Genomic DNA, 24,827 nt, shown 5'->3' on the forward strand with positions numbered 1-24,827 from the left:
TAATTTTATTTAGTTGAATATTTTTCCATACATATGTTGATTTAGCATGTTTATTACATTCTTTTTGATTAAAAGGAGTTATTGAAGGTGTCCCTAAAGATTCTACGAACTCATTAACACAAGAAATATTATGCTTAAGAATCTCTGCATCATTATCAAATAAGAAAGTCTGATTTGTTGATCCAGAAAAGTCCCAATCTGTTTCTTGTGCGGCTTTCATTTTATTTTTTGCAGTAATTCTAATGAAACTACAATCAGGGGTATTTTTAACCCGAGGTCCATAATGGCTAGGACTTAATCCCATATTTTCCATATTTGAGATTTCTTCGCGTAGTTCGTAATCTAAAGTTGATAAGAATTCAAATTGGTCTTCTGTTCTCGGAGTAATCCATAAACGTTGTAATAATTCATAATTTTTTCTATATCCAAACCAACGCCCCATTTGCATAAGAGTATCTGCCTGGTTAGATGATCTAAGAAAATATGTTGTTGTTAATCCTTGTAGTGTTAATCCTCTAGATAAAGTTGCTCCTCCAACTACAATAAAAACAGTAGCATAATCAAGTTTTGTCTTTGTTTGGTCATTCTCTTCTGGATAAGCTAACCTTACATGAAATCCATCCTCAGTAATTCTATTATTCTTACAGTTATCAACACATAAGTGTATTCCTTTTGTATAGGTTAATTCCTGCGATTCGTCATCTAATTTTATATATGAAATACCAGTGGAAAGCATACTTTTTATTTCATTCTGTACATTATAGAAGTCTGGATAATCATGAATTTCAGAATCTGTTCTTCCATATTGTTTATATTCTGATCTAAAAATCGTTTTATCAAATTTTCTGGTTTCTACTTCCCAGATTTTTTTACAATACTTTAAAATCTCGTCTTGTGAAGTTTCATCTAACCATGCTTTTATTGCTTCTGATACATTTTTATGATGTTCTGTTTTTTGACTTGTATGAACAAGCATGCTTACTGGTTTTTTAATATTCCAAATTCTATAACAAGCCGCACTACACAAAAACCAGCACAAAGAATCTTTTAAGGAACCTGGAAGAGAAGTTGTTTTCCCATCATGCAAGTTAGTTAATTGAACAATATCATTATTTTGATTCTCAGGATTAGTATCTACTGTTCTGACAATACTTAATCCTTCCATATCTTTTCCTTCAAGACCAAAAATTTGTTGAGGTCCAAAATACTCATTTGAAACTTGTAGAGTTGTAATAAAATCTTTTGGATATAAAGATTCTCTTTCTGCTTCATTCAGAAAATTTGCATAAGGAGTGGCTGTATAACCAATGTAATTCATTGATTGATATTGATATGGTGCTTTATTATGATTTTCATCATTACCATTCACTAAGGAACAGATAAATCTATTTATTCTACTTCTTTCAGCAGCATTGATTCCTGCAGAATTGATACCAGCCTGATCGGCCTCATCATCAATTAAAAGTATTCTTAATTTCTGTTGATTACTATTATCAGACTGAAGCCATTGTATTAATTTCTTTAATCTGGCAGAATTTTTCAAACAAACATTAATATATCTTTGAGAAGAATCGTTACCTAGGTGTAAATCAGATAGTTTTTGTCCTCTTGGAGAATTCTTTTGTAAATGATCAAAACTTATCCAACATAAATTGCCAGGATTATTAAGTTCGGTAAACAATCTTTCCTGGGTTTGTTTACGTAAGTTTTCAATTGTACCAGACAAAACTATAAACATATTCCAGCCCCAATCAGCCGCCATTGCGATTAAAGCTGCCATATTTGCTGTTTTTCCAGATTGAACATTTCCTATTACAAGACCTTTGACAGCATCTTTATCAACAGTATTATTATTTAACCTATGTAGGATTTTGATTGACGTAGATTCAATATTATCAACTGAATCTTTCTTAAAACCTTTTTCCAACAAACATTTTTTATATAATTGCCAAGATGATTTTGGATCTTTTGGAATAGTTAGTGAATTGTCTTCCGTATCACTTGTAAGTATCGCTTTCGCAGGTTTTATAGAATCTTCAATATTCTTTTTTTCAGCTTCTTCTTCTAAATCTACAAGAGCATACCAGTCATCTTCCGTAATATTCCAATCATTAAATGCTTTTTGTACTTCTAAAAATTCATTTACAGCTTTTCCTTTCGGTTTATTCTTTATATCGTCGTAAGGAATACCATCTTGTCGTTGATTTCTAATCCATTCTTTGTATTTAAAATATTCAGGAGTATCGTAGCCCATTAGTAAGTCCTTAAGAAAAATTATTCTATAATTATATCACTATTTATTAATGTTTGTATATTTTTCTTTTACAGTTTTCCAAACACAAACCAATTTCTTTCCCCTCCTAGCTTCGCTTTCCCGCTCTCCCAGCTATGTTAAGCACCCTCTCCTAGCTTGCTGTTAAGGTCCCTCTTTGAAAAGTGTGTCATTTTGACCTAACTAAACTACTAGATTTTTTCTTCTCTCGTTGCTGTATATTCAGAACTAAGGGAAAGAGCTGATGATTATATTTCATATCAAATTTCTGATTAGAAATATAATCATTTTCCGCGGCTTTTTTCCTGCTATCTTTATTTCACAAGGTCGTTGGCCTTGAAAAATCCGGGACTTTGGTTTCGGAATCATCACACACAAGGAGTTTTTATGAACGATAAAAACAACAATCTTACGGACACAGTGAACGTCATGTTTCATGCCAGCTCAATGACAGACAAAACGGTTTCTTACGCTAAAGTGCAGCGCAATACGGCTCTCAGCGGGAACATCGCGACGGAAATTCTCAAGAACAACAAGGTCTTTGACAGGGAGACTCTTCTTTATGTGGCGGGGCTTTACAGGAATGCGGTTCTGAGTCTTTTGGAGTCGGGGAAGGCGGTCGAGGTTCTGGAGCTTGGAACGCTCTACCTTAAGCCAAAGAAAGGCATGAACTTGCAGAATCCGACTCTCGATGATGTGCCTGAGATGTCTCTTTCTTTCACGCCGTCGGAGCTTGCTTTGGATTCCGTGAAAAATGTCACTGTTGGGGCAGAGGTCACTTCAAGAAGCGAGCCTCTCATTGAACGCCTGTACAATGTAAGCGAGAGAGTGGAAGGAAACCTTCTTTCAGTGGGCGGAACTGTAAGAATCAAGGGGCAAAAGTTGAAGGTTGCGGGAGACTCAGAAGACACGGGCTTGTTCTTCGCTCCCTGCAACTCGGACGGCTCTTACAACAATGATATGTCCGACTGGCTTCAGGTAAAGCCGAATGAGCTTGTTGACAACAGTGCCTCTTCGATTCTGTTCAATATGCCGCAGTCAGTTGCTTCTGGAAGTTACCGTCTGATTTTGCGCACGGCGTACGGTTCGGGTTCCCGCCTGAACAAAACTGTGCGGTGCGGTGTCTATGATGATGTCGTCACTGTAGCGTAAAAAATAAGGCTGTCCGATTTTGAAGCGAGTTTGAAGTGAACTTCAGTTTGAAGGACAGCCTTTTTATTGAAATGTCACCAAGAATATCTTTCCTTACAACTTAGAATATGTATAATTATCTCAAAGGAAAGACAACATGAAAACCATTTCTGGATAAGGTGGAAGAGCTTCTGTAAAGCGGAGTTCTTTTCAATCAGTTCTCGCATTTTCTTCGCATTCCTGGCTCCGTTGCCGTTGGGGTGATTATTAAAAAACATCTGCACACGCTTTCCCTCGCTCAAAGCCTGCCTCACGACAGGAACGAATTCCTCAAGTTCCGAATCCGAGTAATCATAGCAATATCTCGCAGAACCATTGTTTTCCGCATCATGTGCGTACGCCGCTTGCGCGTCGTTTGCATGAGTGGAAGTTATTGACATTTGCGCCCCAGGCGCATGCGCATACGCCGCTTGCGCGTCGTTTGCATGAGTAGAAGTTATTGACATTTGCGCCCCAGGCGCATGCGCATACCAAGCACCCGCATTCCGACCATGCAGTCTGATATAAGCGTTCTTCCCCACGAACGTAGTCTGCAAAGTCTTACCGTCTGGCAAGTTTTTAAGTCTCGGCATATCACAGAACACAATCCCAGCTTTTCGCTCTTCCAGCCCTTCAAAAACGCTCGGCCTTACCCATTCCCTGTGGCGGAACTCAACCATGACCGGGAAGCCCTCAAAATCTTCAATCAGTTTTGCGAGATAGATTCTGTTCTCCTTCGTGTAGTGGAAGCTCTCCGGGAACTGAAAAAGAACGGCACTCAGAGCATCTTTTTCTTGTAGTGGTGTGACTGCATTTTTGAAATCATCAGCGGCAGCTTTCCAACTCGCGGAAATCTCGTGAGTCAGAAGTCGGTTCGCCTTTACGCTGAAATTGAGCCGCCCTTCACTCCGTTCCCAAAAAGAAACCAGCCTTTCGCTCGTGGGCATGTTGTAAAAAGTGTTGTTCAATTCCAGAGCATTGAAAACCGTGGAATAATATAGAAGAAAATCTTTGCGTTTGAGGTCAGCAGGGTAAAAAACGCCCTTCCATTCAGGGTAATCGTAACCGCTCGTGCCAATAAGAAGTTCGAACATGAAAATATTTTACCGTATTTTGCAGATTTTTCCTGCTATGGACTAGCCTTGATAACCTTCCACCAGCTCAAATCGCCATTTCTGCTTCACATCGGGATATTTTTCGTGGTCAACTTCGCTCAAAAACATATTTTTCTCACGAATCCAAAGCGAATTGTCACCGTAAAGCCTGCGGTACACGACATATTCTTCCTGAGTCTCCGAATGAAACGCCACATCCTCAACGAGGTAATACTTGTTCTTAAAATGCCTGTAAATTCCATGAATCTTCAAATCACGCTTTTCTGCCATTTTTTTTGCTCCTGTGGAAAGTATACCACAACTCCCACATTTGCGATATAATCACCTCATGGCAAACGGAATCGAAGACCTGCACGAAAAAAACAAAGATTCAAAACCAGTCTCAACCAAATACGACGAATGGCGTGTCTTGCAAGGCCGTGAGGATGCCCAAATGCTTCAGGAAAAATCGACAAGCTGGCAGAGCAAAAAGGACTGGAGCGAAAAATACGACAGGGCCTACGATGACTGATTCCCAAAAGTGCGAAAGCCGCACCTACTCCGTCTCACTTCTACTCGACCAGCCTTCCGCAGAAAAAATTCTTTCGGCACAAAAAGAGCTTTCCCAAGTCATCAAAAACGACCAGCTTACAAAGAATCCGCCCCCGCCCCACATCACCCTGGGCTTTTTCCACGCGACTGACGAAGATTTTCCCAAATTAAAAGCAGCTTTCGAAGATTTTGCCAGGTCAGCCGGCCACAGTTTTGAAATTAATTTCGGCCAGCCAGACTCATTTTTGGACAAAGTGATTTTTCTTCCAATCAAAGAAGATTCCAAGTCGTTCGCCCACCTAAAAGCCCTAAACGCCATCCTTCACGAAAAATTAGCGGACTTTGAAACCGGCGGCAACAGAAACTACACTCCAGAACGATTTTTCCCCCACACCGCCCTGGCAGTCAAACTCACAAAAGACCAGTTTGAAAAAGGAATGAATTGGGCACAAGGCAATATTCCTCTCGCTACAAAAATCATCGCCGTCTCTTTGGCTACGACTCACCCATACAAAGAACTTTCCCGCATCACACTATCCACCGACACGCTTTCGCTAGAGCAGCGGCACAAAAACATGTCCGCAATCCGAAGCACCGGCGGAAAACTCGAAGTCGCACTCCGCTCACAGCTTTTCAAATTCGGCTTCCGCTTCCGAAAAAACGACAAACGCCTCACCGGAAGCCCGGACATCGTTTTTCCGCATTACAAAGCCGTGATTTTCATAAACGGCTGCTTCTGGCACGCGCACGGCTGGCTTTTAGCCACAAGCACAAAAGTCAAAAAATCCCAAAAAACAGACATGATAAAATCCAGTCTCCTCGAAGAAAATGTCCTCTACTCGCTCAAATGCGAAAAGTTCCGAATGCCTAGGACAAATCCCGATTTCTGGCTGCAGAAATTTACCCGCAACCGCGAACGCGACATCCGTGACATAGAAAAGCTGCTGGAAGAAGGCTGGCGGGTCGGAGTCGTCTGGGAGTGCTCAATCACCGGCCGAGGCCGAAAGCAAAAAATCATCTCCACCGCCGAAAAAATCTCCCTCTGGCTGGAAGAAGGCCAAAGCGAGATTTTCAGGGAATTTTAGCGGGAAACGCCCAATTTCTAACACCTCTCCCCCATCTTCAAGAACGCCCCTTTATCAATCGCCGGGCTGTACAAATATCCCTGATACAGATTGACCCCGATAGATTCAAGCGCCTCCTGCTGTTCCCTGGTCTCCACGAATTCTGCGAGAACCTTGAAGCCAAGCGACTTTGACAGGTACACAATCGAGTTGATGATTTCCTTCGTGCGGACATTTCCTAAAAGTGACTTTACGAGATTTCCGTCGAGCTTAACGAGGTCGAACTGATTGTACTGAAGGTACTGAAGGCTCGTGTGCCCCATGCTGAAATCGTCGAGGGCGAAGATGAATCCCATTTCCTTAATCGAGTTCATAAGGGCTGAAGTCTGCTCCGTGGTCTCAAGTGCGGTTTCCTCAGTAATCTCAATGCAGACCGAGCCCTGCTTGAAGGGATATTTTTCCGTGAGAGACTTTAAGAACGGAAGAAGCCTCTTGTCATTCAATGAAGAGACCGTGATATTCACGCTGAGCTTAAAGCTTTCGCCGAAGACTTTCTTTAGTTCCACCGAATCCTTCACGGACTTTTCGATAATCGCCATCTCAAGGTCAAAAAGCCGTCCGCTTTCCTTCGCAAGATGAACGACCAGAGGCGGATAGACAATCCCGTACTGTGCATGATTCCACCTCAAAAGCGACTCCGCCCCGATGCATTTTCCGTGATTGTCGAACTGAGGCTGATATTTCATAAGAAGAGAACTTTCGCCCAAAGCAGGCGTTTCCACAAAGCCCATCTTCATGCTTTCTTCAAGGTCATTTGCAAGATGTTTCGCAAGCCTGCCCTCGTTTCCCTCACATTCGGTTAAGGTGACTGGTTCAGTCGTCTCCTCGCTGTGCTTCAAAATCTTCACGAGCGAATCCATCGAATTTGAGAGCCTGTTCACAAATTTCTTTTCGTAGAGAATTATAAATGGCGTGTAAATTGCGACGGAAACTGCGATATTCAAAACCTGAACGAAAATCGCCCTCACGCTTCCTGTAGCAAGGAAACCGCTCAAAAATATCGGAGTCGTCCAGTTCACCTCGCCCACGACCTGTGGCAAAAAGCCTGTCTTTGTAAAAAAATAAGTGAGCAAATAGCAGACTTCCGGGGCGATGATGAACGGCACAATCAGATAAGGATTAAAAATCACCGGAAAGCCAAACACTACCAGTTCCCCGATGTTAAAAAGAGATGGAGCAAGGGCAAGCCGGGCAAGTTTTTTAGAATTTGAAGTTCGGGCGAAAATGAAAAGCGCAATCACAAGACCGAGAGTCGTTCCGGTTCCGCCCATGAAAGAGAAAGTGTCGATGAAAGTCTTTGAGACCGTCTCGCCCGGAATGATGTCGGAGAACGTCTCCACCGCAACGCTGTCGAGAACCTTGTTTCCGTGAATGCCGATTCCCCATAATGCCGTGCTAATCAAAATGAACAAAAATCCGCTGGCATAAGAGCGCTCCATCTTCGAGAAAAGAAGTGTGACCGCCTTGATGAACAAATCCTGAATCCCCGCAACCCCAAAAATCACCGTGATAAGAAAGTTTGCAAAAAGGAAAACAAGAACCGTGCAAAGATAAGGAAGCATGAGCCCAAGAGCGGAAGTGAAAGCAGAGTCAGCCCCCTCGATAAAAAGCCCCGTCCTCTTTTTGAAAAGTAACTCGAACTTCTGATAAAGCACCGAAGCAAAAACGCCCGCTAAAAGGGAACTGAAAAGCCCCTGACTGCTAAAATCCAGAATATTGAAGCCAGAACTAAAAACCCCAGTGATGATGAAAAAACAAGTGAGAGCAGAAAGAAGACTTGAAACCCGCTCAGAAAGCCTCTGCCCGTCCTCGGTCAAAGCCGTGAAACTAAGGTTGATGGAAGCCGTCATGTAAACCGGCAGAAGCCCCAGCGTAGAAAGCTGAACCATAAAAAGCAGGTTCTGAATCGCCCCGCCCAAAAAAGTCGAGATAAACTTCTGATAAGATGGAATCGGGAAATAGACAAGCAGAACCGAAAAACTTCCGACAAGAAGCACCGGAAGCACCATCACAAGCCCGTTCCGAATCGTCCGAAAAACAAGAGTCCAAAAATAAGCAAATCGTGTTTTCATAAGAACAGTATAACGCAAGTTCTTGGATTTGTTAAAGGAAATGTTAAGAATACAAAAAAAGACCTGTACCTTAAAAAGATACAGGTCTCAAAAAAATCAGTTTACATCACCCAATCTCACCATTGAGTGCCTTTGTTGTCTTGATTTCCTTGCCGTCCGCAAGCAATTTTTTGCCGGCAATCTGAACGAATCCGTCCTTAGCCTCGATTGCGACTGAGAAGAACTCATCGCCAGAAATCTCAGCTTTTTTGACTGCGTTTACATCTGCGCCCTCAAGAACGACTTTTGTACCGGGAGCTGCCCAGGAAGCGTCAAGAACCTCAACACACTCTTTTCCGTCCTCGGTGTAGTCGCCTGCAAGAAGCATACCGTAGCTTTCGACTCCACGCATCTTTCTTGGTGCGAGGTTTGAGGCAATTACGACATGCTTTCCGAGAAGCTCTGCCTCTGTAAGATATTTTCGTAAGCCTGACTGAATTGTGCGAGGTGTTCCGCTTCCGTCGTCCATTGTCTCAATGTAAAGCTTGTCTCCGTCCGGGTTCGGTTTAATGTCAACGATTTTTGCAACTTTAAGCTCGATGTTTGCGTTGAAGAATGCAATCTGCTCTTCTGGAGTAAGTGCCGGCTTTTCTTCTTTTGGCTCAGCCTTTTTCTCAGCTTTCTTTTCTTTTTTCTGCTGAGACTTTGCTTTTTCTTCTGTGTTTTCGCCCTGTTTGCCGCTGAATTTTGCACGGAATGCGTCTACGGCCTTGTTATCAAGCGGTGTGAAGTAAACTGCTGTCTCTTTGATTGAGTCCAGGCCTTCCATTTTGCCCAAATCGCTCCATGTAAGGCTTCCTTCTTTTGCAGGAGTGCCGTAGTGAGCGTCGTAGATTGTGTGGCCAAGATAGCCTGCGACAATCTGAGAATACTGTGGCAAGTATGGCTGAATCATAATCATCAGGTCTTTGATTACATAAGCCAGGTTGTAGAGAATATTGTCAGCGACTTCCTTATTTTCTTTAACAGCTTTCCATGGCTCTGCTGCCTGGAACGCCTTGTTACAGATGTCGGAAATAGCGAAAATCTCGTGGAATGCGTCCTTTAGCTCTGCCCATTCAAGATGCTCAGTGGCCTTCTTTTCGTGCTCCAATACCTGTGCCCAGAGAGCCTCGTCCTTCTTGCCTGCCGGAATCTTTCCGCCGTAGTTTTTGTTGATGAACAAGAGAGTTCGGTTTACGAGGTTGCCCAAGTTTCCGATAAGTTCCTTGTTGTATTTTTCCTGGAAGTCCTTCCATGTGAACTGGTAGTCCTGATTTTCAGGGCGGTTGTAGTAGATGTAGAATCTCCATGCGTCTGCAGGAATTCCGCTTTCTTTTGCGTCAGAACCGAATACGCCGACTCCCTTTGACTTAGAGAATTTACCGTCCTCGTAGTTAAGGAATTCAGTTGAAGACATGTGATAGAGCTTTGTGTAGTCTTTGCCTGTTCCGATTTCAGAGCATGGGAAAACTACAGTGTGGAAAGGAATGTTGTCCTTTCCGATGAACTGGAACAAGTCAACTTTCTCGTCGAACTTTTCGCTCGACTCGCTAGGAAGCCACCATTTTTTCCAGTCGAAAGTCTCTTTACCAGCCGCTTTCATCTCATCTGCAAGTTGTTTTGTAATTGACATGTATCCGATTGGTGCGTTGAACCAGACATAGAAAACCTTGTTCTCGTATCCGGCCTTTGGAACCTGGATTCCCCATTTGAGGTCTCGTGTGATTGCGCGCTCGTTGAGACCGTCACGGATCCAAGCCTTTGTCATCTGGATGGCATTTGCGCTCCATTTGCCCTCGACGCTCGCCTTCTCCATCCATTCCTCAAGGCGCGGAGCAATTGAAGGAAGGTCGATATAAAGGTGCTTTGTCTCGCGTACTTCCGGGGTTGAGCCGCAAGTGTGGCAGCGTGGCTGTAAAAGCTGTGTCGGGTCAAGCAAAGTGCCGCATGAGTCGCACTGGTCGCCGCGGGCATCGGTTGCGCCACATTTCGGACAAGTGCCGTCAACATAGCGGTCTGCGAGGAACATATTGCATTCTGGGCAGAAAAGCTGCTTTGAAGTGTGCTCCTTGATGAAGCCGTTTTTTTCGAGGTCGTTGAAAATGCTCTGAGTGATTTCAGTACATTCCTCGTTTGAAGTGCGTCCGAATTTATCAAAAGCAATGTCGAACCACTCATAAATGTCCTTGTGGATTGCGTAGTAGTAATCGCAAAGCTCGCGCGGAGTCTTTTTCTCCTGCAAGGCCTTTGTCTCAGTTGCAGTGCCGTATTCGTCTGTGCCGCAGACATACATTGTCTCGTAGCCGCGTGAACGGCAGAATCGTGCGAAGACATCTGCGGAAAGCATCTGAATCAGGTTTCCGAGATGAGGAATATTGTTTACATAAGGAAGTGCTGATGTGATAAGTCGTTTGTTCATTTTGATATTGTTCATAAGTAGATATTATATCGAAAACAAACGACTTATACAATGAATCGAATTTAAGGAAAAATTTTAATAACCCAATGCATACAAACACAACGGACAAATTTCATCAATATGCTGACAGTCATTTGCCTGGCAGCGAGGCCGTTTTGAATTGTCATCAGTAAACAAGTCGCAGTGCTGAAGATGCATTAAATCTCCTTCCCTATACAACTCTCCGAGCAGTTTCCATGGAAGACAGCCAAGACTTGAATTTTTCAAAAGTTCCGAATTTCCGACTCGATCATCATCATACCATTTTAAAACGGCGAATTTCTTGTCTTTTACGCTTTCATAAACCGCAGGTGCAGAAACTTTGAGCGCGTCAAGCAGATTATCTCCATTTACAAAACTTCCGTCAGAATACTTAATCGGAACCTCAGCCATGTAAAATACCGTTCCATTCCGCCGGCATAATTATTCATAGATTTTATATAATAACCATCAACTCCATGCCAGCTTATGTCGCCCGTCACAAGATTTGGATCACAACCAAGTTCAGCAAATCCACGCTACGAAGGATATCGGGCCATATTAATATAGAAGAGAACTGTATCTGCAGGAACACCGCGATTTTTCATCCATGCAACAAAATCACTGAAATCCTCGTCGTTTTGCCAGTCATAGTTTTTGAAAGCTTCAATTTTTGGTGTAATCTCATCTTTTCTGCTCAGAGGAACAACGAAAATATTAAAGTTTGTGGCATAATCCGGAGCATCACGCGAAACATCAATCGAATCATCAATTTTAGCAAAAACATTCTTTATAATGTCAGGATTATCCATGTAAAAATTGCCCTGGCCTTTTCATTGTCAGTCACAGCAGTCGCCGTAATCAGTCTTGCCGCATCAGCGATTGACGAAGAGGTAGAAATAGAAAGATTTTTTGCATATCCGTCAATATCAGTGTAATCAGCACGGCTGACCGTCTGCTTCTTAGGCTGGAACTGAATTCCATTTGTCTCTGACGGAGCAGAAAAGTTAACCTGCCTGACTCCTGAAAACGACTGTGATTTTATGGAAAATTCCCCTATTTTATCATTTTCAAGAATTCCTCTTCATTTATGACTGGAATTCCGAATTTTATGGCTTTTTGATTTTTGCTGGAACCTGATGATGTGTCATTCGTGACGAGATAGCTCAAATCCTTTGTGACAGAAGATTTGCAGCTTCCTCCGGCCTTTTTGACAAGATTTTCAGCATCCGCCCTCTTCATTGAATGAAGCTCACCCGTAAAGCAGAATGACTTTCCTTCTAATATACCGCCGCCGATTTCTTCAAGAATGATTGTTCCGCCCTGAGTAAGAGAAAGCATTTCTTCCTTATTTTCGGCAAGCCCTTCAACAAAAGTTTTAGCGGTAATTTCAGCAAATCCGTAAACAGAAGCAATTTCTTCTTCAGTGGCAGAAAGCATTTTTTCAAGCGAATTGAAACCTGCATCAATGATTTTTTGAACCATCGTCTCCCCGATTCCTTCGATGTCAAATCCACCGATAAAAACGGAAAGTGCCATGCGCCGATGATTCTGTATGCTTTCGTAAACTTTTTTTGCCCCCAGCGAGTCTTTCTGACTTTCAATTGATTCCTCGTTCAAAAAGTAAGGAACCAGCTTTTCAGGCGTGAGAGCGTAAATATCTGAAATCGATTTGACTTCACCATTTTTGAAAAGTTCACGGAGCAAAGTATCACCAAAATCACGGATATCAACAACACCCACCCATTTTTGCAGCTGATGAAGCACCCGCTTTTCACATGATTTGTTCGGGCAGAAAAGGCGGCTTCCCTCATCAACAAGTTCCGAACCGCATGAGGCACACTTGTGAGGAAAAACAATTGCACTTGTTACCTGCCCTTCTTCTTCGGTCAAAACGCGCTCAATCTTCGGAATGATTTCGCCCCTCTTAACGACAACGACATGACTCCCGATTTTAACACCGAGTTCGCGCATTGTGTCGGGATTTGCCAGGCTTGCCCTCTGAACCGTGGTTCCGTTGAGCTGAACTTCATCAAAAATAGCGACCGGCGTGTAAGTGGCTCCAGATTCGCTCCACTCCACTTCACGCAAAACAGTTACGGCCTCTTCCAGAGAGAATTTGAACGCAATCTGACGGTCTGGCCTAGCACGACTCGCATCCTCCAAATCGATACGCCGCTCTTTGATTACAAGACCGTCAATGTCATAATCAAGATTCTTGCGGATTTCCATGACTTCGGCGCGATATTCGATTACATCATCAGCAGACTTGCAGATTTTTAAAGGGGAAGTGTTGAATCCGCATGATTTGAGCCAGTTGATTTTGCCCTCTTCGTCTTTGAACGGACTTTCGCCCTCGGTTGCAAGCGCATCGTAAGTCATGAGGCAGAGATTTTCGCTGCCAGTTCCGTCCTTGCGCTTCATGAGACCATTTGCGGCATTGCGACAGTTTGCCTTGTCGGAATAGAATTTTTCGTGAACCGTGTGAGTCATGATGACTTCGCCACGAATTGCCCCAGTAAAATCGATTTTGTTGTTTGATTCATCAAAAAGAGCGATTTTAACGCCCTGCATTTTGCGAGCATTTGCCGTGATGTCATCGCCGATTGTACCGTCACCGCGAGTGACCGCACGCACAAGCTCACCATGAGAATATTGCAGTTCCAAAGAAGCACCGTCAAGCTTGTACTCAACAAGATATTCGTCGTAAGCGTGAGTCTTTGCCCAAGCCAAAAACTGCTCTGGATTTGCGGCCTTTTCCTGACTTCCCATCGGCATAATATGACGGATTTTCGCAAAATTGCCAGAATCCGCCCCAACCCGCTGCAAAACAGGATTCTGCGGGTCAAGAGATTTTAGTTCATCCCAAAGTTTGTCAAATTCAGCATCGGAAATTTCACCCTCACCATTGTAATAAGAGTCCTGATATTTTTTAATCAAAGAAGCAAGCTCATCAATCCGAGCCAAATCAAACAAATCTGCCATTATTAAATCCTTTTAATTAGTATAGCACAGATTTACGGGATTGTCGCGAGGTTGGGCGTGCCCGCGACTTCCATGTCGTAACGACAACCTAAAGGTTGTCGCGGATTTTTCTCACTTTTTAGGCAATGCGACATCCATGTCGCACTTACCCGAACAATTTTCTTTCTGTGTCGAGGGCCGGGCTTTGCGGGGTTCCGTGCTAACCGCACTCCATTGCTTCGCAACGGCTTCGCCGCCCCTACAATCCCTCACGCATCGGATTTGCAGGATTCACTGTCTAATTCAACAGGATAAAATGGATAAATTTTCATTTTTTTTCGCCAGAGATTGCCGAAAAGTGACTTTTTTTCAAATCCTACTTACCCCCAAAGGAGAACCCCCGGAGTCACTGTGAACCGACCCCATAAATTAGGACACCCACGGAGGTGTAAAAATGGGGAACAATCAAAAGTACAGCATTGACTTCAAATTGCTAGTTGTAGGAAAATACAGGCAAGGTTCCTGCGGCTACAAAAAACTGGCTCGCAAATTTAATCTCGATAGAGATACTGTGCGAGCTTGGTGTTTAAGTCCAAAGCTGCAGTCTGCAACTCAGATGGGTGAGAAAAAATTAGGGATTTTAGTAAAAATAGCGTTTGAGAATAAGTCTATTACAGCTTTTCAAACATGAGTTCGGAAATTACGCGGTTGGCATCCAAGCCTTTCTGTTCAAAGCGTGTTTCCGGCCGCCATTCTTGATGCGGTGCGTAGCCTTCGTATCGGTTTTTCAAGCCTTCTGTTGCCATTAGCTGTTCCATGCCGAATTCAGCGTATGGAAGCCAGTCAGTCACAAAATAAAGATAGCCGCCTTTGACAAGTTTTTGAGTCATCAGGTCTGTACGCGGACGCTGAACAAGTCTTCGTTTGAAATGGCGTTTTTTCTGCCACGGATCCGGGAAAAAGATATGGAACGCAGAGACGCTTTCATCTGCAATTTGATTTTTGAGAACTTCAATTGCGTCATGCTCAATTATTCGAAGGTTTTTCAAGCCTTTGTCGCGGATTTCGCCAAGCAATTTTCCGACACCAGGCTTGTGCACTTCAATTCCAAGATAGTTGATTTGAGGATTGTTCTGAGCGATAATCGCAGTGGCCTTTCCCATGCCGAAACCAATTTCTATTACAACAGGATTGGTATTCCCGAAAATCTTTGCAAAATCAAGTTTTTCTTCAGTATAAGGAACGCAGAATTCATCGTGCAGTTCTTCATAAGCCGCCCTTTCGCTGGCCGTAAAATGCCCCTGTCTGAGCACAAATGTATGAATCTCGCGGTGAATTCCATCAGATTTTCGTTCTTTTGACTCGTTTTCAGTTTCCATTTTAATTTTCCGTTTTCAATTTTTCTAAGGGCATCATGCAGACGACAGAATTTCCGCCAGTAACATAACAAATTCGCTTACTGTCAGCAAGTTTATAATCCTTTAAGATGGCCGCATTCGTTGTCCAGGTCTTTTTTGCCCTTCCCATGTAAAGAAGCTCACCAGAATCATCATAAACAGCGACATTTTCATTTGCATTCGGAAGAAGTTCGCGGCAATTTTCACTTTTGGCCGTAAGAAGATCCTTGTTGTAGTGGACAGAGAATTTTATTTCATCCTGATTGCCCGCCGCATCTTTATATGTGACCGAATACAAACCGATTGGGATTTCAGCGCCTTCCGGAGCCTTGAGGTTTGCCGAATATGCATAATTCTTATTGAGCCCGCTGAAGATTCCAGGTTTCGCAACAGTCCATGAATATCCTGAAGATTCATTCGAGATTGTAAAACTTTCGGTTCGCTGAACTTCATTTGTAACCTGAAGAAAAACTGCAAGCCTTACAGAAGGATTTGATTCATTATCCGCAAAGTCAAAAACCGTGGAAACCGATGCAGAAACAACATCAGCTTCAGTCTCAGAGCATGAAAAAAACGAGAGAAGAAAAATCACATAAAGCAGACAGAGAAGCCGTAAATGAATTGATTTCATGGCCGCCTAGAAATTGAAAATCAGGTTGATAACAGTAAGATCCTGATTTGCAAACTGGTTAACGATTGATTCGAATTTGACATTGAGCTTTTTGCAGGCATCATCAAGATAAGAAAGATAGTACAAGCCCAAGTCAGTGCTGCCCTGCCCGTCAGGAATTTCGCGGTAGAAATCGATGAGGGAGCGTTTGTTTGTATCGGCAGCCATTTTGTCCTCGATGTTGGCCTTTGTTTCCTGAGTTTCGTCGTTTTTGTTCAAGACCATAATCTGAAGACGGCCCTGCTTACCGATTGCAGTTGAACCGCCACCAAGTTTCCATGAAAGAGAAACCAATTCGTGCTTACGCTTTAATTCCGCGATGATTTTTGAACGGATTTCAGGGTCAAAAAGAAGGGCATCAAGGTCATCGACCCCGTTGTAAAGAACTTTTGCTTCTTTTTTGAGGTTCTGATTTTCGGCATTGAGAGCGAGTTCCATGAGAAGGATTGAAATGTATTCTGCAACCCGCGATTTTTCCATATAAATTTGAAGAAGATGACGGATTGCAATGTTAATCTGTGAAAACCCTTCTTTATCTTTAAAGAATTTGATGATGATGTACCAGTTCATTAGGGAAAGACGGTTGAGGAATTTTTCTGTCATGAGAAGATAGATGTTGCGCTCTTCAAGAGAATATTCCTTGTTTTCCATGATTGACTTCCAGACCGGATCAAGGATTTCTTTTTTGGCCTGTCTTACGAGGGCTTCTTTTTTAGAAATCATTGCACGAAGCTGCTTGTCTTCGATTTTTGTGCGCTCATCGATAAGTTCACTAGGATTTGAACGGTTATGCTTACGGACACAATCACACTTGATTAAATCAGAAAAAAGCTGACGGTCAAACTGCTTATAAAGGATGGAATAGACAACGACCTTTGCCAAATCCATGACTTCCTGACGAACAGAAACGAATTCTGACATGGAAATCTCGATTTTGGAGATGTAGTCTACCATAATCATGTTCTGAATTGACTGGGGAGAAAAAGGATTCAAGGAAATTCCGTATTCTTCAAGATTGTCTGCAAGACGGATGCGGAGCAGCTTCTTTTTATTGCTGATAAAATGTGATGTGCCCTCCTCCGTCAAGATTACCTTCAGTGGCAAGTTCAAAATAAATTTTTTTTCTGCAGGCATGAAAATCTCCCTTTTGATGCAATAATATAATTGTACACTAAGGCACTTGAATTGTAAACTGACAAATTATATTCTTATTATAATGATTTTCCGAAAAATCGCAGTTTTCACCTTACTTTTATTTTCGGCACAGTTTCCATTTTTCTCGCAGAAAATTTTAAGGGGCAATTCCCTCTCACAGGCAGTGAGCAAAACCCTTACAGACAATGGTTTTACGGCGATTTCTCAAAATCTTTCAGACACAGGTCAGGATGAATTCGCATACAATATTCTTCTTAGTTTCGGCTCAAATACCGGCGACGGAGAAAGTTCTTTCCGAAACGAAGTAATTTTCTGTTTTACCCAGGAAGATTTTTCACTTTATCAGAACGACCTTCTTGATTTTCTTTCATACATCCGTGATTTAAAGCGTTCATGGCACGCCACTGTTCTGTTTTCAGCGCTCGACAAAAGCAGTTTTCCCGGAAGACCTGGTCTAAAAGGCTCCTATGTTTTTGCCTCTTCCGTTGACAACAACGATTCCTGTTGTGCCGTTGCCGTTACGCTCAATTCTTCTGATAAAACGGCAATTTTCACAGGAAGCCGAAGATACACAAGTCCTCTCTGGCTCACTCAGCGCATTTCCGACGCATTTTTCTATGCACGAACGAATTTTGATTTTGATGACAGACTTTCCGCAATCTACCGTCTCGGAATCGTCAACGGTCAGGAAAGACTTGCCTTTTTCTTTGCGAACAGCATTCCGGCAATCGAAATCAATTTTTCGAATCCAGAACAGCTTAATGTCCTCAAAAAGTTTTCCGAACTCTACACGCCGGAAGGTACCGCAGAATGGGACATCCACTATCTCTACATCGACCGAAGGAATATTTTCAGGGCAATTTTTATCGGTGAGCGGCCCATCATAATCAGCTGTCTTTCAGTCGGTCTTCTGACTATCCTGATTCTCTGTATTTTCTCTTTCACAGGCATTAACGGAGAAAGACACAAATATGAGTTCATTAGATCGAGCTACATGATTCCGGCAACAATCTTCATCTCAATGCTGTCACTTTATCTAGGCCAATACATAGCATCACTGCTTTCAAGCCTGCCTTTCATGAATCCAATCATACTTTATGGAATCAAAATCATTTTTTCGATGATTTTGATTTCAATGCTCTTCATAACACAGGGAATCTTCAGAATCTCCCTTACGGCATTCATGTATGGCTATCTTATTCTTATAGTTGCAATCATCAACATCTTCATATTCGCTACCCGCGACTTAAACCTTTTCGTCATTTTCGCCGCAGAATATATCATCATCTATCTTTCAAGAAGTTCCCGTCGGCTTCTATCCATGATTATTTATTTTCTGCTAATGCTCATGCCATTTCTTCCCTACGGCTATACAATCATCAGAAATGCCGAAGACAGGGAGCTGATTCGCACCGTATTCTGTAACATGAGCAGCAATTTAGTCCTTGCCTTTGCAATTTTCCCCTTCCAGATTGCATGGCTTAGAATCATGGTTCTGCAGAATGTTTACTCAAAAAGAAAAGGCTACTCTCTCAAAAAAATCATTCTGAACGGAATTTTTTCTACTATAGCAATTCTTGTATTTATCTTCATATTGATTTTTTCAATTTCGCACTTCATTTACAGGCCGGAATTCAGAAAAGCACAAAAAATCGAAACAAAAATCACGCGAGATGAAAAATTCACTTTATCCGCAAAACTCAGCAAAAACGAGTTTTCTGGCATGAATACAAACCACATCAAAATCGAATCAGAAAAAGAAGCACTACGCTACGAAGTCACGCTCAAAGGAATCAACACCACGCATCCAATTTACGACTCAATTTATGACTACAGAATCATTACAATGCAGGACGGCTCGGATTTATACTCCTTCACGATTCCAGATTATCCGCCTAAAAAAATAACAATCGACTACGCATCGGCTGTAAGCACCAGGGCAGAAATCGAAATAACGGCATATTACGAAACAGAAAATGAAAACTCATTCCGCATAGAAAAGAGAGTGCTGACAGTTGAATAAAGTCTTTCTTCATGTTGATTTGGATGCATTTTTCGCCTCTGTCGAACAGCTCGACCATCCCGAATACAGGGGGAAACCTGTTATTGTGGGTGGATTACCCGGAGACCGCCGTTCTGTCGTTTCAACAGCTTCATACGAAGCAAGAAGATTTGGCGTTCATTCAGCTATGCCGACTTACCAGGCCGTAAAGCTTTGCCCTCAGGGAATTTTTGTGCGGGGCAGAATGAAACGCTATCATGAAAAAAGTGAAGAAGTGATGGCGATTTTTAAGGAATATTCTCCAGACATACAGCAGATTTCAGTAGACGAAGCTTTTATTGATTTAACAGGAACGGAGCGTCTTTTTGGAGACCCAGTTCAAACTGCAAGAAAGCTCAAAGAAGAAGTCCGTGAAAAAACAGGCCTCACGGTCTCAGTTGGACTTGCCTCCACAAAATACTGTGCAAAAATCGCTTCGGGATTGCAAAAACCTGACGGGCTTACAGTCGTTCCATTTGGAAAAGAAACGGATTTTATGCTTTCCCTTCCAATCGAAAAAGTCTGGGGAGCAGGCAGCAAAACCCTTCAAAAGCTAAGGAATTACGGAATCAAAACGCCCCGCGACATTTACACAAGATCGGAAAGTCTTTTAAAAAGCCTTTTTGGAAACGCGGCAGGCACCTTTCTATACAATGCCGTTCGCGGTAATCCTGGGGCAGATTTTCATGCGGAACCAAAATCCCGCTCAATCAGTGCCGAAACGACTTATGACTACGATTTGACAAGTCCTGAAATCATAGAGACAGCCCTTTTGTCTTTATGCCACACGGTCATGTTCAGAAGCCTTAGGGAAAAGGTCAGAAGCTCAACAGTTTCAATAAAAATCCGCTACGAAGATTTTACGACGGTCAGCGTTCAGTCGACGAGCGAACGCTATGTTTCATCGATTGACGACCTGTTTGAAAGGGCAAAATCTCTTCTCGAAAAAAAACGCGATTCGCACCTTGGAATCCGTCTTCTTGGAGTTGCCATGCAGAATCTTGAAGACGAAACTTCCCCAAGGCAGCAGGAACTTTTTGATTTTGGAGAAGAAAAAAAACGCAAACTGGAAAACGCAATCTTAAAGGCGCAGGAAAAAAATCCTTCATTAAAAATTACAAAAGCACGCCTTTTAGGGACCAGTTCACTGATTCTGGCAATTCTCGCCTTTCCGCTTCAAAAAACCGCTGCATCTCCATCATCTTTTACAGAACGGGAAGCTGATGGGGCTGCAGGAATTGTCTTTGACACTTCAAAATTGCCTCTTGCAGATAGTTCTGGCTTAGTTTCTCTTTTCAATACCGATTTTGCAAATCAAAATGTCGAATTCTTTGCAGAAGGCTATTGGAAAAGCACTGTCACAAGCAGCGCCGCTTACTCTTTTGGATTTGGCACCACTCCGACACTCTCAACTTCATCGCCTGTTTTTGCACAGAATGTTGACCTTTCGCTTTACTTCATGCTGAATCATCACTGGTATTTTGAGGCCGCCTTTGCTGATGAATTTGCAAAAAACACCGTTGCGGCAGGGTATGTTGGAGAAGGCTACTTAAAATCAGCACGACTCTCAAACCGGAATATTGTTTTCCCTGATTTTTATTCCGTCAATGAAATAAACCGTGGAATCGGCGGCGGAGAAAATCAGGCACCGGGCATTTGCTTAAACTGGGCAGGCGAAAACTGGCAGGCAGATGCGGCTTTACGCTACGACTTAATCGAATCGCATGAAAAAAGCTGGTATGGCAAAAATTCCGTCACAATTAATGAAATCGCTCTTTCTTCTTTCAATACTGGAAATCAATATATTCTTCCAAAAGCAGAGCTTGTCAAAAATGTAAAGGCAGTTTATGTCGAATCGGCCAACGGAACCTATAAAGATTCAAAAGGCCGCAAATACAAAAAGCTCGATGAAAGCCAGTATCTTCTTCTCGCTTCTGAAAGGCAGATTCTTCTCTCAAAAGACGCACGAGCATTCAGACAGAACGGAAGTCTTCCATGTGTAGCATTGACATTTTGGACAGTAGTGAATCCAGACGATTTCGGTTCCTATGATGATGAGACAACCTTTCTCGGAAAGATTCAAAAATGGTTCAATCAGGGGCAAAACAAAACTCTAAAACTCGAAAAGTTTTCATATCAAATTTCAGGCTCGATTGAAGGTGAAGACTGTCTTTTCGTTCAACATTCAGGCGGATTTTCACCATTTTCATCAGCTTACCGCTATGATTGCGGCACTTCATCCGCCACAGACGCACAGGTAGCATTTTTTGGCTCAGGAACCGCAGATGCAGATTACAGCGTCGTGATTGATGAAGACAGGCTTTCTTTCGCACAGTCGGATTTTTTCTATTCAAATCATCTTTACGCAGACATTTACCTTTCAGAAGACAATACGGAAGATGAAATTGAAAAACTGATTCATTCTTCATTTCCTATGGCGGCCGAAAATCCTCAGATTTACCTCGGAAGTTCATCTTCATCCCTTTGCGACAAAGTTCTTCAAGTCCGGTCATTTTCTCCTGTTAACCGCTTTGAAATCGGCACAAATGCCGTAGCGGGAGGAATTACCGTCTACAAAAACGGAGTAATCGATGCAGGTGCAAAATATGACCCGGAATCTGGAACAATCACTCTTTCAAGCTCCGTCACAAGCACCGATCACATTACGGCTCGCTGGTATGAAGAAAGCGAAGATTCAGAATCAGGCTCTGTTGCATGGGGCACGGGCTTCAAATACGATTTTTCAGAAAATCTCTCAGGAAACATTTCATCTTCAGGCCGATGGGCTTATTCAGGCGAACAGGCTTTTGCCGACGCAACGAATGCTCAGAGCGGGTTTGCCAGTCTTGCAGGTAATTTTACTTACGCTGGAGAAAATTTCGGTCTAAAAAACACAATTGCGGCAAGTTATGAAAATAAAAACACAAGCGGGCTTTTCAGGATTTTGGGTTGTGACGACATAAAAAGCGAAACGGCCTATCTTTCCAAAAAAGCCGCAGTCGATTTACCGGCTGGCTTTTGTCCGACACTTAATATTAAGACATCAGGTGAAATCAAACAAATCGAATTAAAATCAGAAAAAAACGGCTCGATCGAAGCAAAACAAGGCATAAGCGATTCAGAGATTTCAGGTTACGCTATCCCCTTAGAATGGGATTTTTCTGGCATGGAAGCTGGTACCGAAGAAAACCTGCTCTGGGCAGCAATTTCACTGTACACGCCCGCCCTTTCACCACAAATCATGAATGTCTCAACTTTTTCAATCGCGCTTAAAAACAGTGATTTTGACAATACTTTCGATGATTCAAAAACTGCCCTATATTTGCAGCTTGGAGTTTCTTCTGATGATGATTTTGATGTTGAAGAATCTCAAAAGATTCCGACATGGAAAATTTCTGACTCCGGAGCATGCCAGATTCAAAAGCACTTTATTTTTTCAAAAGCAGGCTGGCAAACCGTTACAGTCACGATTTCAGACGAAGACAGAAGCGCGATTTCCTCACTTCAAAATTTCAATGCGAGACTGATTATTGCAACAAATGACGAAGGAGCAATGCCCCATTCTGGAACAATTTACGCAGGTCCATACGAAGCAGGTGAACTCACTTTTTTATGCTCAACCGAAGCCGATGTTCTTTGCTCAAATTATGAGCTTAAAGATTCAAGTCTCAGCTCAGAAAAAATCAAAAAATTCAACAAAAGCGGCATATCTTCGGCAAATTATGTTCAATATTTCGACTGGCATTTCAATTCTGAACCACTGGCAGACGAAGAAATCAAATTCACACGCTATTTTTCTGAAATTGATTTATCTGAATACAAAAAGCTTTCGTTCTTCATGAAGGCTGAAAATGCGGAATCAATAACAATCACTCTAGCACGAACAAAAAGCGGCCAAAATGACGAAAAATCAATCGTCTATGAAATCGAAAATCCCTCTTCAAACTGGAATGAATTTACAATCGATTTAACACGCGGAAAGACTTCAAAACTTTCGGTTCTTGACACGGACATCCTTCCGACAAAGCTCGAAATTTCAGTCAAAACAAGGCAAAACGGCTCCCTTTCATTCGATGAGCTTCATCTGAGCGAAAACACGCCTTTTTTGACCATGCAGGACAAAATCGAAACCTCTTATAAGCGCGACGGAAACATAATCGAAAGCAACAGCCGTGCGATTCTAAAGGATTTTAGAGTCAATGCCGCAGGGAATGCATCAGGCTCAATAGAAACCGAAAACGGAACCTCTAAAGGCAACAGCATTCAATCAACAGGAACCATGGGATTCACGCTCACAAATTTAAAATTCTCAGGTTCAGCGAAAATCTCAAATGCTTACCTAAATGTAAAATCTTCAGATGTTAATCAGACAAGCCCGTTGGATTCAGCAAATCACTCGATTCAAAGCGAAAAGCCATTTTTCGGACTGCTTTCATTTGCCGAAAACTACAATTTTTCCGCCGCAGAAGAAAGTCTTGAAAAAACAAACTCTGCAAAAATCGATTTTTCATCACTTTCCGTTCCATTAGAAATTGCAGCAGAAACAAAGGCCACCTCAGACTCATGGGCACTTGCGTCAAAAGCAAAAGGAAGTGCTAATTTCAGTGCCGGAAGATTCAAATTTGAAAGCTCTGCCAAAGCTGAACAGAAAATTCCAGTAAGCGCGTCAAGTTCAGTAAATGCGAGCCGAAAAGAAAAATTTGAAACAGAAAACTACGCCTCTTCATGGAAAAAAATCACGGAATTCAGCTTCGATACGGGAAGTTCAAAGGCATCCAGACGCAGTATTGAAGGCAAGGCAGACGCACTCTGGCAATTCGACAAATTCAATTTTGCGCCGAAGGTTTTCATTGACTGTACAGGAGACTACAAATCAGCTTCAAAAGTCACTTTTACAGACAGCACGAAAGCAGGGCTCGAACTTCCCTTCACGATTCCAAAAAACAATTTTTCATTCTCATGGAAAAAAACAGGCGGAAGCACGCAATCCTCTGAAAAAGGCGGAAATTACGGCACAGACGCAGAAGAATTACAAAAATCGCTTTCAGAAAAATCATATTTTTTATATGCCATGCCGATTTATGACCTTCTGAGCACAAATCTTTCAGAAAAAATCTTTGAAACCGGCAGAAATTCAAATTTCTACACTGGAAGTTACACGCTCAACTGGAAACGGGCATTTTTTGCAAACAAATACGATTTTTTTATTCCAAATTCAGCAAAACTTGAAGCCACCCGTGATATCCGCACAGGAGAGAACACAACAGACTTCTATCAGCTCAAAAGCACCGTACACCATACGGCACTAAATATTTTTGGAAAGACTGGCACCGTACCTCTTTTCGCATTTTTTTCCAATGATGAATACAATTCTTCATTCTCAGCCGCAGTTAAAATTCCGCGCACCTCACCTTGCTCATTCTCATATCTTCTTAACACTTACTTACAGGCGACACTCTACTTTTCATCACAAAATTACCTGAAAAACGGATTTGAAGGCACCTTAGAAGGAAAAACTGACTGGAAAGCAAAATATACAATAATCTGGAAAAGAAACGCAAGCTCTTCACTCGCAAAAGGATTTGTGGAACTTTTCATAAAAGAAGATTCAAGAAAGCAAAATCGCATACGGAAAGCAGACAGCCTCAACATTTCTGCAAGCAGCACTTCTCCATCCTCTTCAAGTTCTTCACCCACAAGAAAATACAATGTTGATTACACTCATACAACAGAAACGCAGGTCAATAAATACATATTCCTGAACAGTGATGTGGGATTCAGCTATTACGCAAACTGGGGAAAAAGCGCCACTCTTACAGCTAACGCAAGCCTCGGTGCAACGATAAAATTCTAGAAGG

General features: G+C 42.4%; 17 protein-coding genes. 6 read left to right on the plus strand and 11 right to left on the minus strand.

What is annotated here, in order from left to right; all coding sequences use genetic code 11:
• The coding region (locus tag Q0Q74_RS09095) for a Z1 domain-containing protein (RefSeq protein WP_294430144.1) at nucleotides 1-2,254 on the minus strand (2,254 nt) is incomplete at its 3' end.
• A gap of 405 nt (nucleotides 2,255-2,659) precedes the next feature.
• Here Q0Q74_RS09095 and Q0Q74_RS09100 point away from each other — a divergent pair.
• A complete protein-coding gene (locus tag Q0Q74_RS09100) occupies nucleotides 2,660-3,424 on the plus strand; it encodes a DUF4469 domain-containing protein (protein WP_294430145.1) in 765 nt (254 codons plus the stop codon).
• Nucleotides 3,425-3,498: 74 nt separating this feature from the next.
• On the opposite strand, the gene Q0Q74_RS09105 is transcribed toward Q0Q74_RS09100, so the two are convergent.
• Both Q0Q74_RS09105 and Q0Q74_RS09110 read right to left on the minus strand, forming a co-directional pair.
• On the minus strand, nucleotides 3,499-4,536 hold the full coding sequence (locus Q0Q74_RS09105; RefSeq protein WP_294430147.1) for a DUF72 domain-containing protein: 1,038 nt from the start codon (nucleotides 4,534-4,536) through the stop codon (nucleotides 3,499-3,501).
• Between the two features lie 42 nt (nucleotides 4,537-4,578).
• Complete coding sequence (locus Q0Q74_RS09110) at nucleotides 4,579-4,827, minus strand: DUF1653 domain-containing protein (protein ID WP_294430149.1); 249 nt, start codon at nucleotides 4,825-4,827, stop codon at nucleotides 4,579-4,581.
• Between the two features lie 58 nt (nucleotides 4,828-4,885).
• Between Q0Q74_RS09110 and Q0Q74_RS09115 the strand changes: the two genes are divergently transcribed.
• Both Q0Q74_RS09115 and Q0Q74_RS09120 read left to right on the plus strand, forming a co-directional pair.
• Nucleotides 4,886-5,068 (plus strand): hypothetical protein, encoded by a 183-nt coding sequence (locus Q0Q74_RS09115; RefSeq protein ID WP_294430151.1) that lies wholly within the window; start codon nucleotides 4,886-4,888, stop codon nucleotides 5,066-5,068.
• A complete protein-coding gene (locus tag Q0Q74_RS09120) occupies nucleotides 5,061-6,173 on the plus strand; it encodes a 2'-5' RNA ligase family protein (protein ID WP_294430153.1) in 1,113 nt (370 codons plus the stop codon). Before Q0Q74_RS09115 ends, Q0Q74_RS09120 begins: the two co-directional genes overlap by 8 nt.
• Nucleotides 6,174-6,190: 17 nt before the next feature.
• On the opposite strand, the gene Q0Q74_RS09125 is transcribed toward Q0Q74_RS09120, so the two are convergent.
• The 5 genes from Q0Q74_RS09125 to ligA form a co-directional block, all read right to left on the minus strand.
• Entirely contained in the window at nucleotides 6,191-8,284 is a 2,094-nt protein-coding gene (locus Q0Q74_RS09125) for an EAL domain-containing protein (protein WP_294430154.1), read from the minus strand.
• A 106-nt stretch (nucleotides 8,285-8,390) separates the two neighbouring features.
• A complete protein-coding gene (gene metG / locus Q0Q74_RS09130; protein WP_294430191.1) occupies nucleotides 8,391-10,724 on the minus strand; it encodes a methionine--tRNA ligase in 2,334 nt (777 codons plus the stop codon).
• Between the two features lie 75 nt (nucleotides 10,725-10,799).
• Complete coding sequence (locus tag Q0Q74_RS09135; protein ID WP_294430156.1) at nucleotides 10,800-11,156, minus strand: hypothetical protein; 357 nt, start codon at nucleotides 11,154-11,156, stop codon at nucleotides 10,800-10,802.
• 125 nt (nucleotides 11,157-11,281) lie between these two features.
• On the minus strand, nucleotides 11,282-11,554 hold the full coding sequence (locus Q0Q74_RS09140) for a hypothetical protein (RefSeq protein WP_294430157.1): 273 nt from the start codon (nucleotides 11,552-11,554) through the stop codon (nucleotides 11,282-11,284).
• A 244-nt stretch (nucleotides 11,555-11,798) separates the two neighbouring features.
• Nucleotides 11,799-13,727, minus strand: coding sequence for an NAD-dependent DNA ligase LigA (ligA, locus tag Q0Q74_RS09145; RefSeq protein ID WP_294430158.1), 1,929 nt, complete (start codon nucleotides 13,725-13,727; stop codon nucleotides 11,799-11,801).
• Between the two features lie 433 nt (nucleotides 13,728-14,160).
• Here ligA and Q0Q74_RS09150 point away from each other — a divergent pair, with 433 nt between their 5' ends.
• On the plus strand, nucleotides 14,161-14,397 hold the full coding sequence (locus tag Q0Q74_RS09150; RefSeq protein WP_294430160.1) for a hypothetical protein: 237 nt from the start codon (nucleotides 14,161-14,163) through the stop codon (nucleotides 14,395-14,397).
• On the opposite strand, the gene trmB is transcribed toward Q0Q74_RS09150, so the two are convergent.
• The 3 genes from trmB to Q0Q74_RS09165 are packed head-to-tail and all read right to left on the minus strand — an operon-like array spanning nucleotide 14,378 to nucleotide 16,907.
• Nucleotides 14,378-15,085, minus strand: a complete 708-nt coding sequence (gene trmB / locus Q0Q74_RS09155; RefSeq protein WP_294430161.1) for a tRNA (guanosine(46)-N7)-methyltransferase TrmB — start codon at nucleotides 15,083-15,085, stop codon at nucleotides 14,378-14,380. The genes Q0Q74_RS09150 and trmB overlap by 20 nt on opposite strands.
• A gap of 1 nt (nucleotide 15,086) precedes the next feature.
• Nucleotides 15,087-15,734, minus strand: coding sequence for a hypothetical protein (locus Q0Q74_RS09160; RefSeq protein ID WP_294430162.1), 648 nt, complete (start codon nucleotides 15,732-15,734; stop codon nucleotides 15,087-15,089).
• A 6-nt stretch (nucleotides 15,735-15,740) separates the two neighbouring features.
• Nucleotides 15,741-16,907: a hypothetical protein gene (locus Q0Q74_RS09165; protein ID WP_294430164.1), complete on the minus strand. Its 1,167-nt coding sequence runs from the start codon at nucleotides 16,905-16,907 to the stop codon at nucleotides 15,741-15,743.
• An 82-nt stretch (nucleotides 16,908-16,989) separates the two neighbouring features.
• On the opposite strand from Q0Q74_RS09165, the gene Q0Q74_RS09170 reads away from it, so the two are divergent.
• Nucleotides 16,990-18,951, plus strand: a complete 1,962-nt coding sequence (locus Q0Q74_RS09170) for a hypothetical protein (RefSeq protein ID WP_294430165.1) — start codon at nucleotides 16,990-16,992, stop codon at nucleotides 18,949-18,951.
• The gene (dinB, locus tag Q0Q74_RS09175) at nucleotides 18,944-24,823 is read left to right on the plus strand and encodes a DNA polymerase IV (RefSeq protein WP_294430167.1); all 5,880 of its coding nucleotides are present in this window, start codon (nucleotides 18,944-18,946) and stop codon (nucleotides 24,821-24,823) included. The genes Q0Q74_RS09170 and dinB overlap by 8 nt, the downstream gene beginning before the upstream one ends.
• The last annotated feature ends 4 nt before the right edge of the window (nucleotides 24,824-24,827 follow it).

Origin of the sequence: uncultured Treponema sp., from assembly GCF_946187725.1 — a bacterium.
In the GTDB taxonomy this organism is placed as follows: Bacteria; Spirochaetota; Spirochaetia; order Treponematales; family Treponemataceae; genus Treponema_D.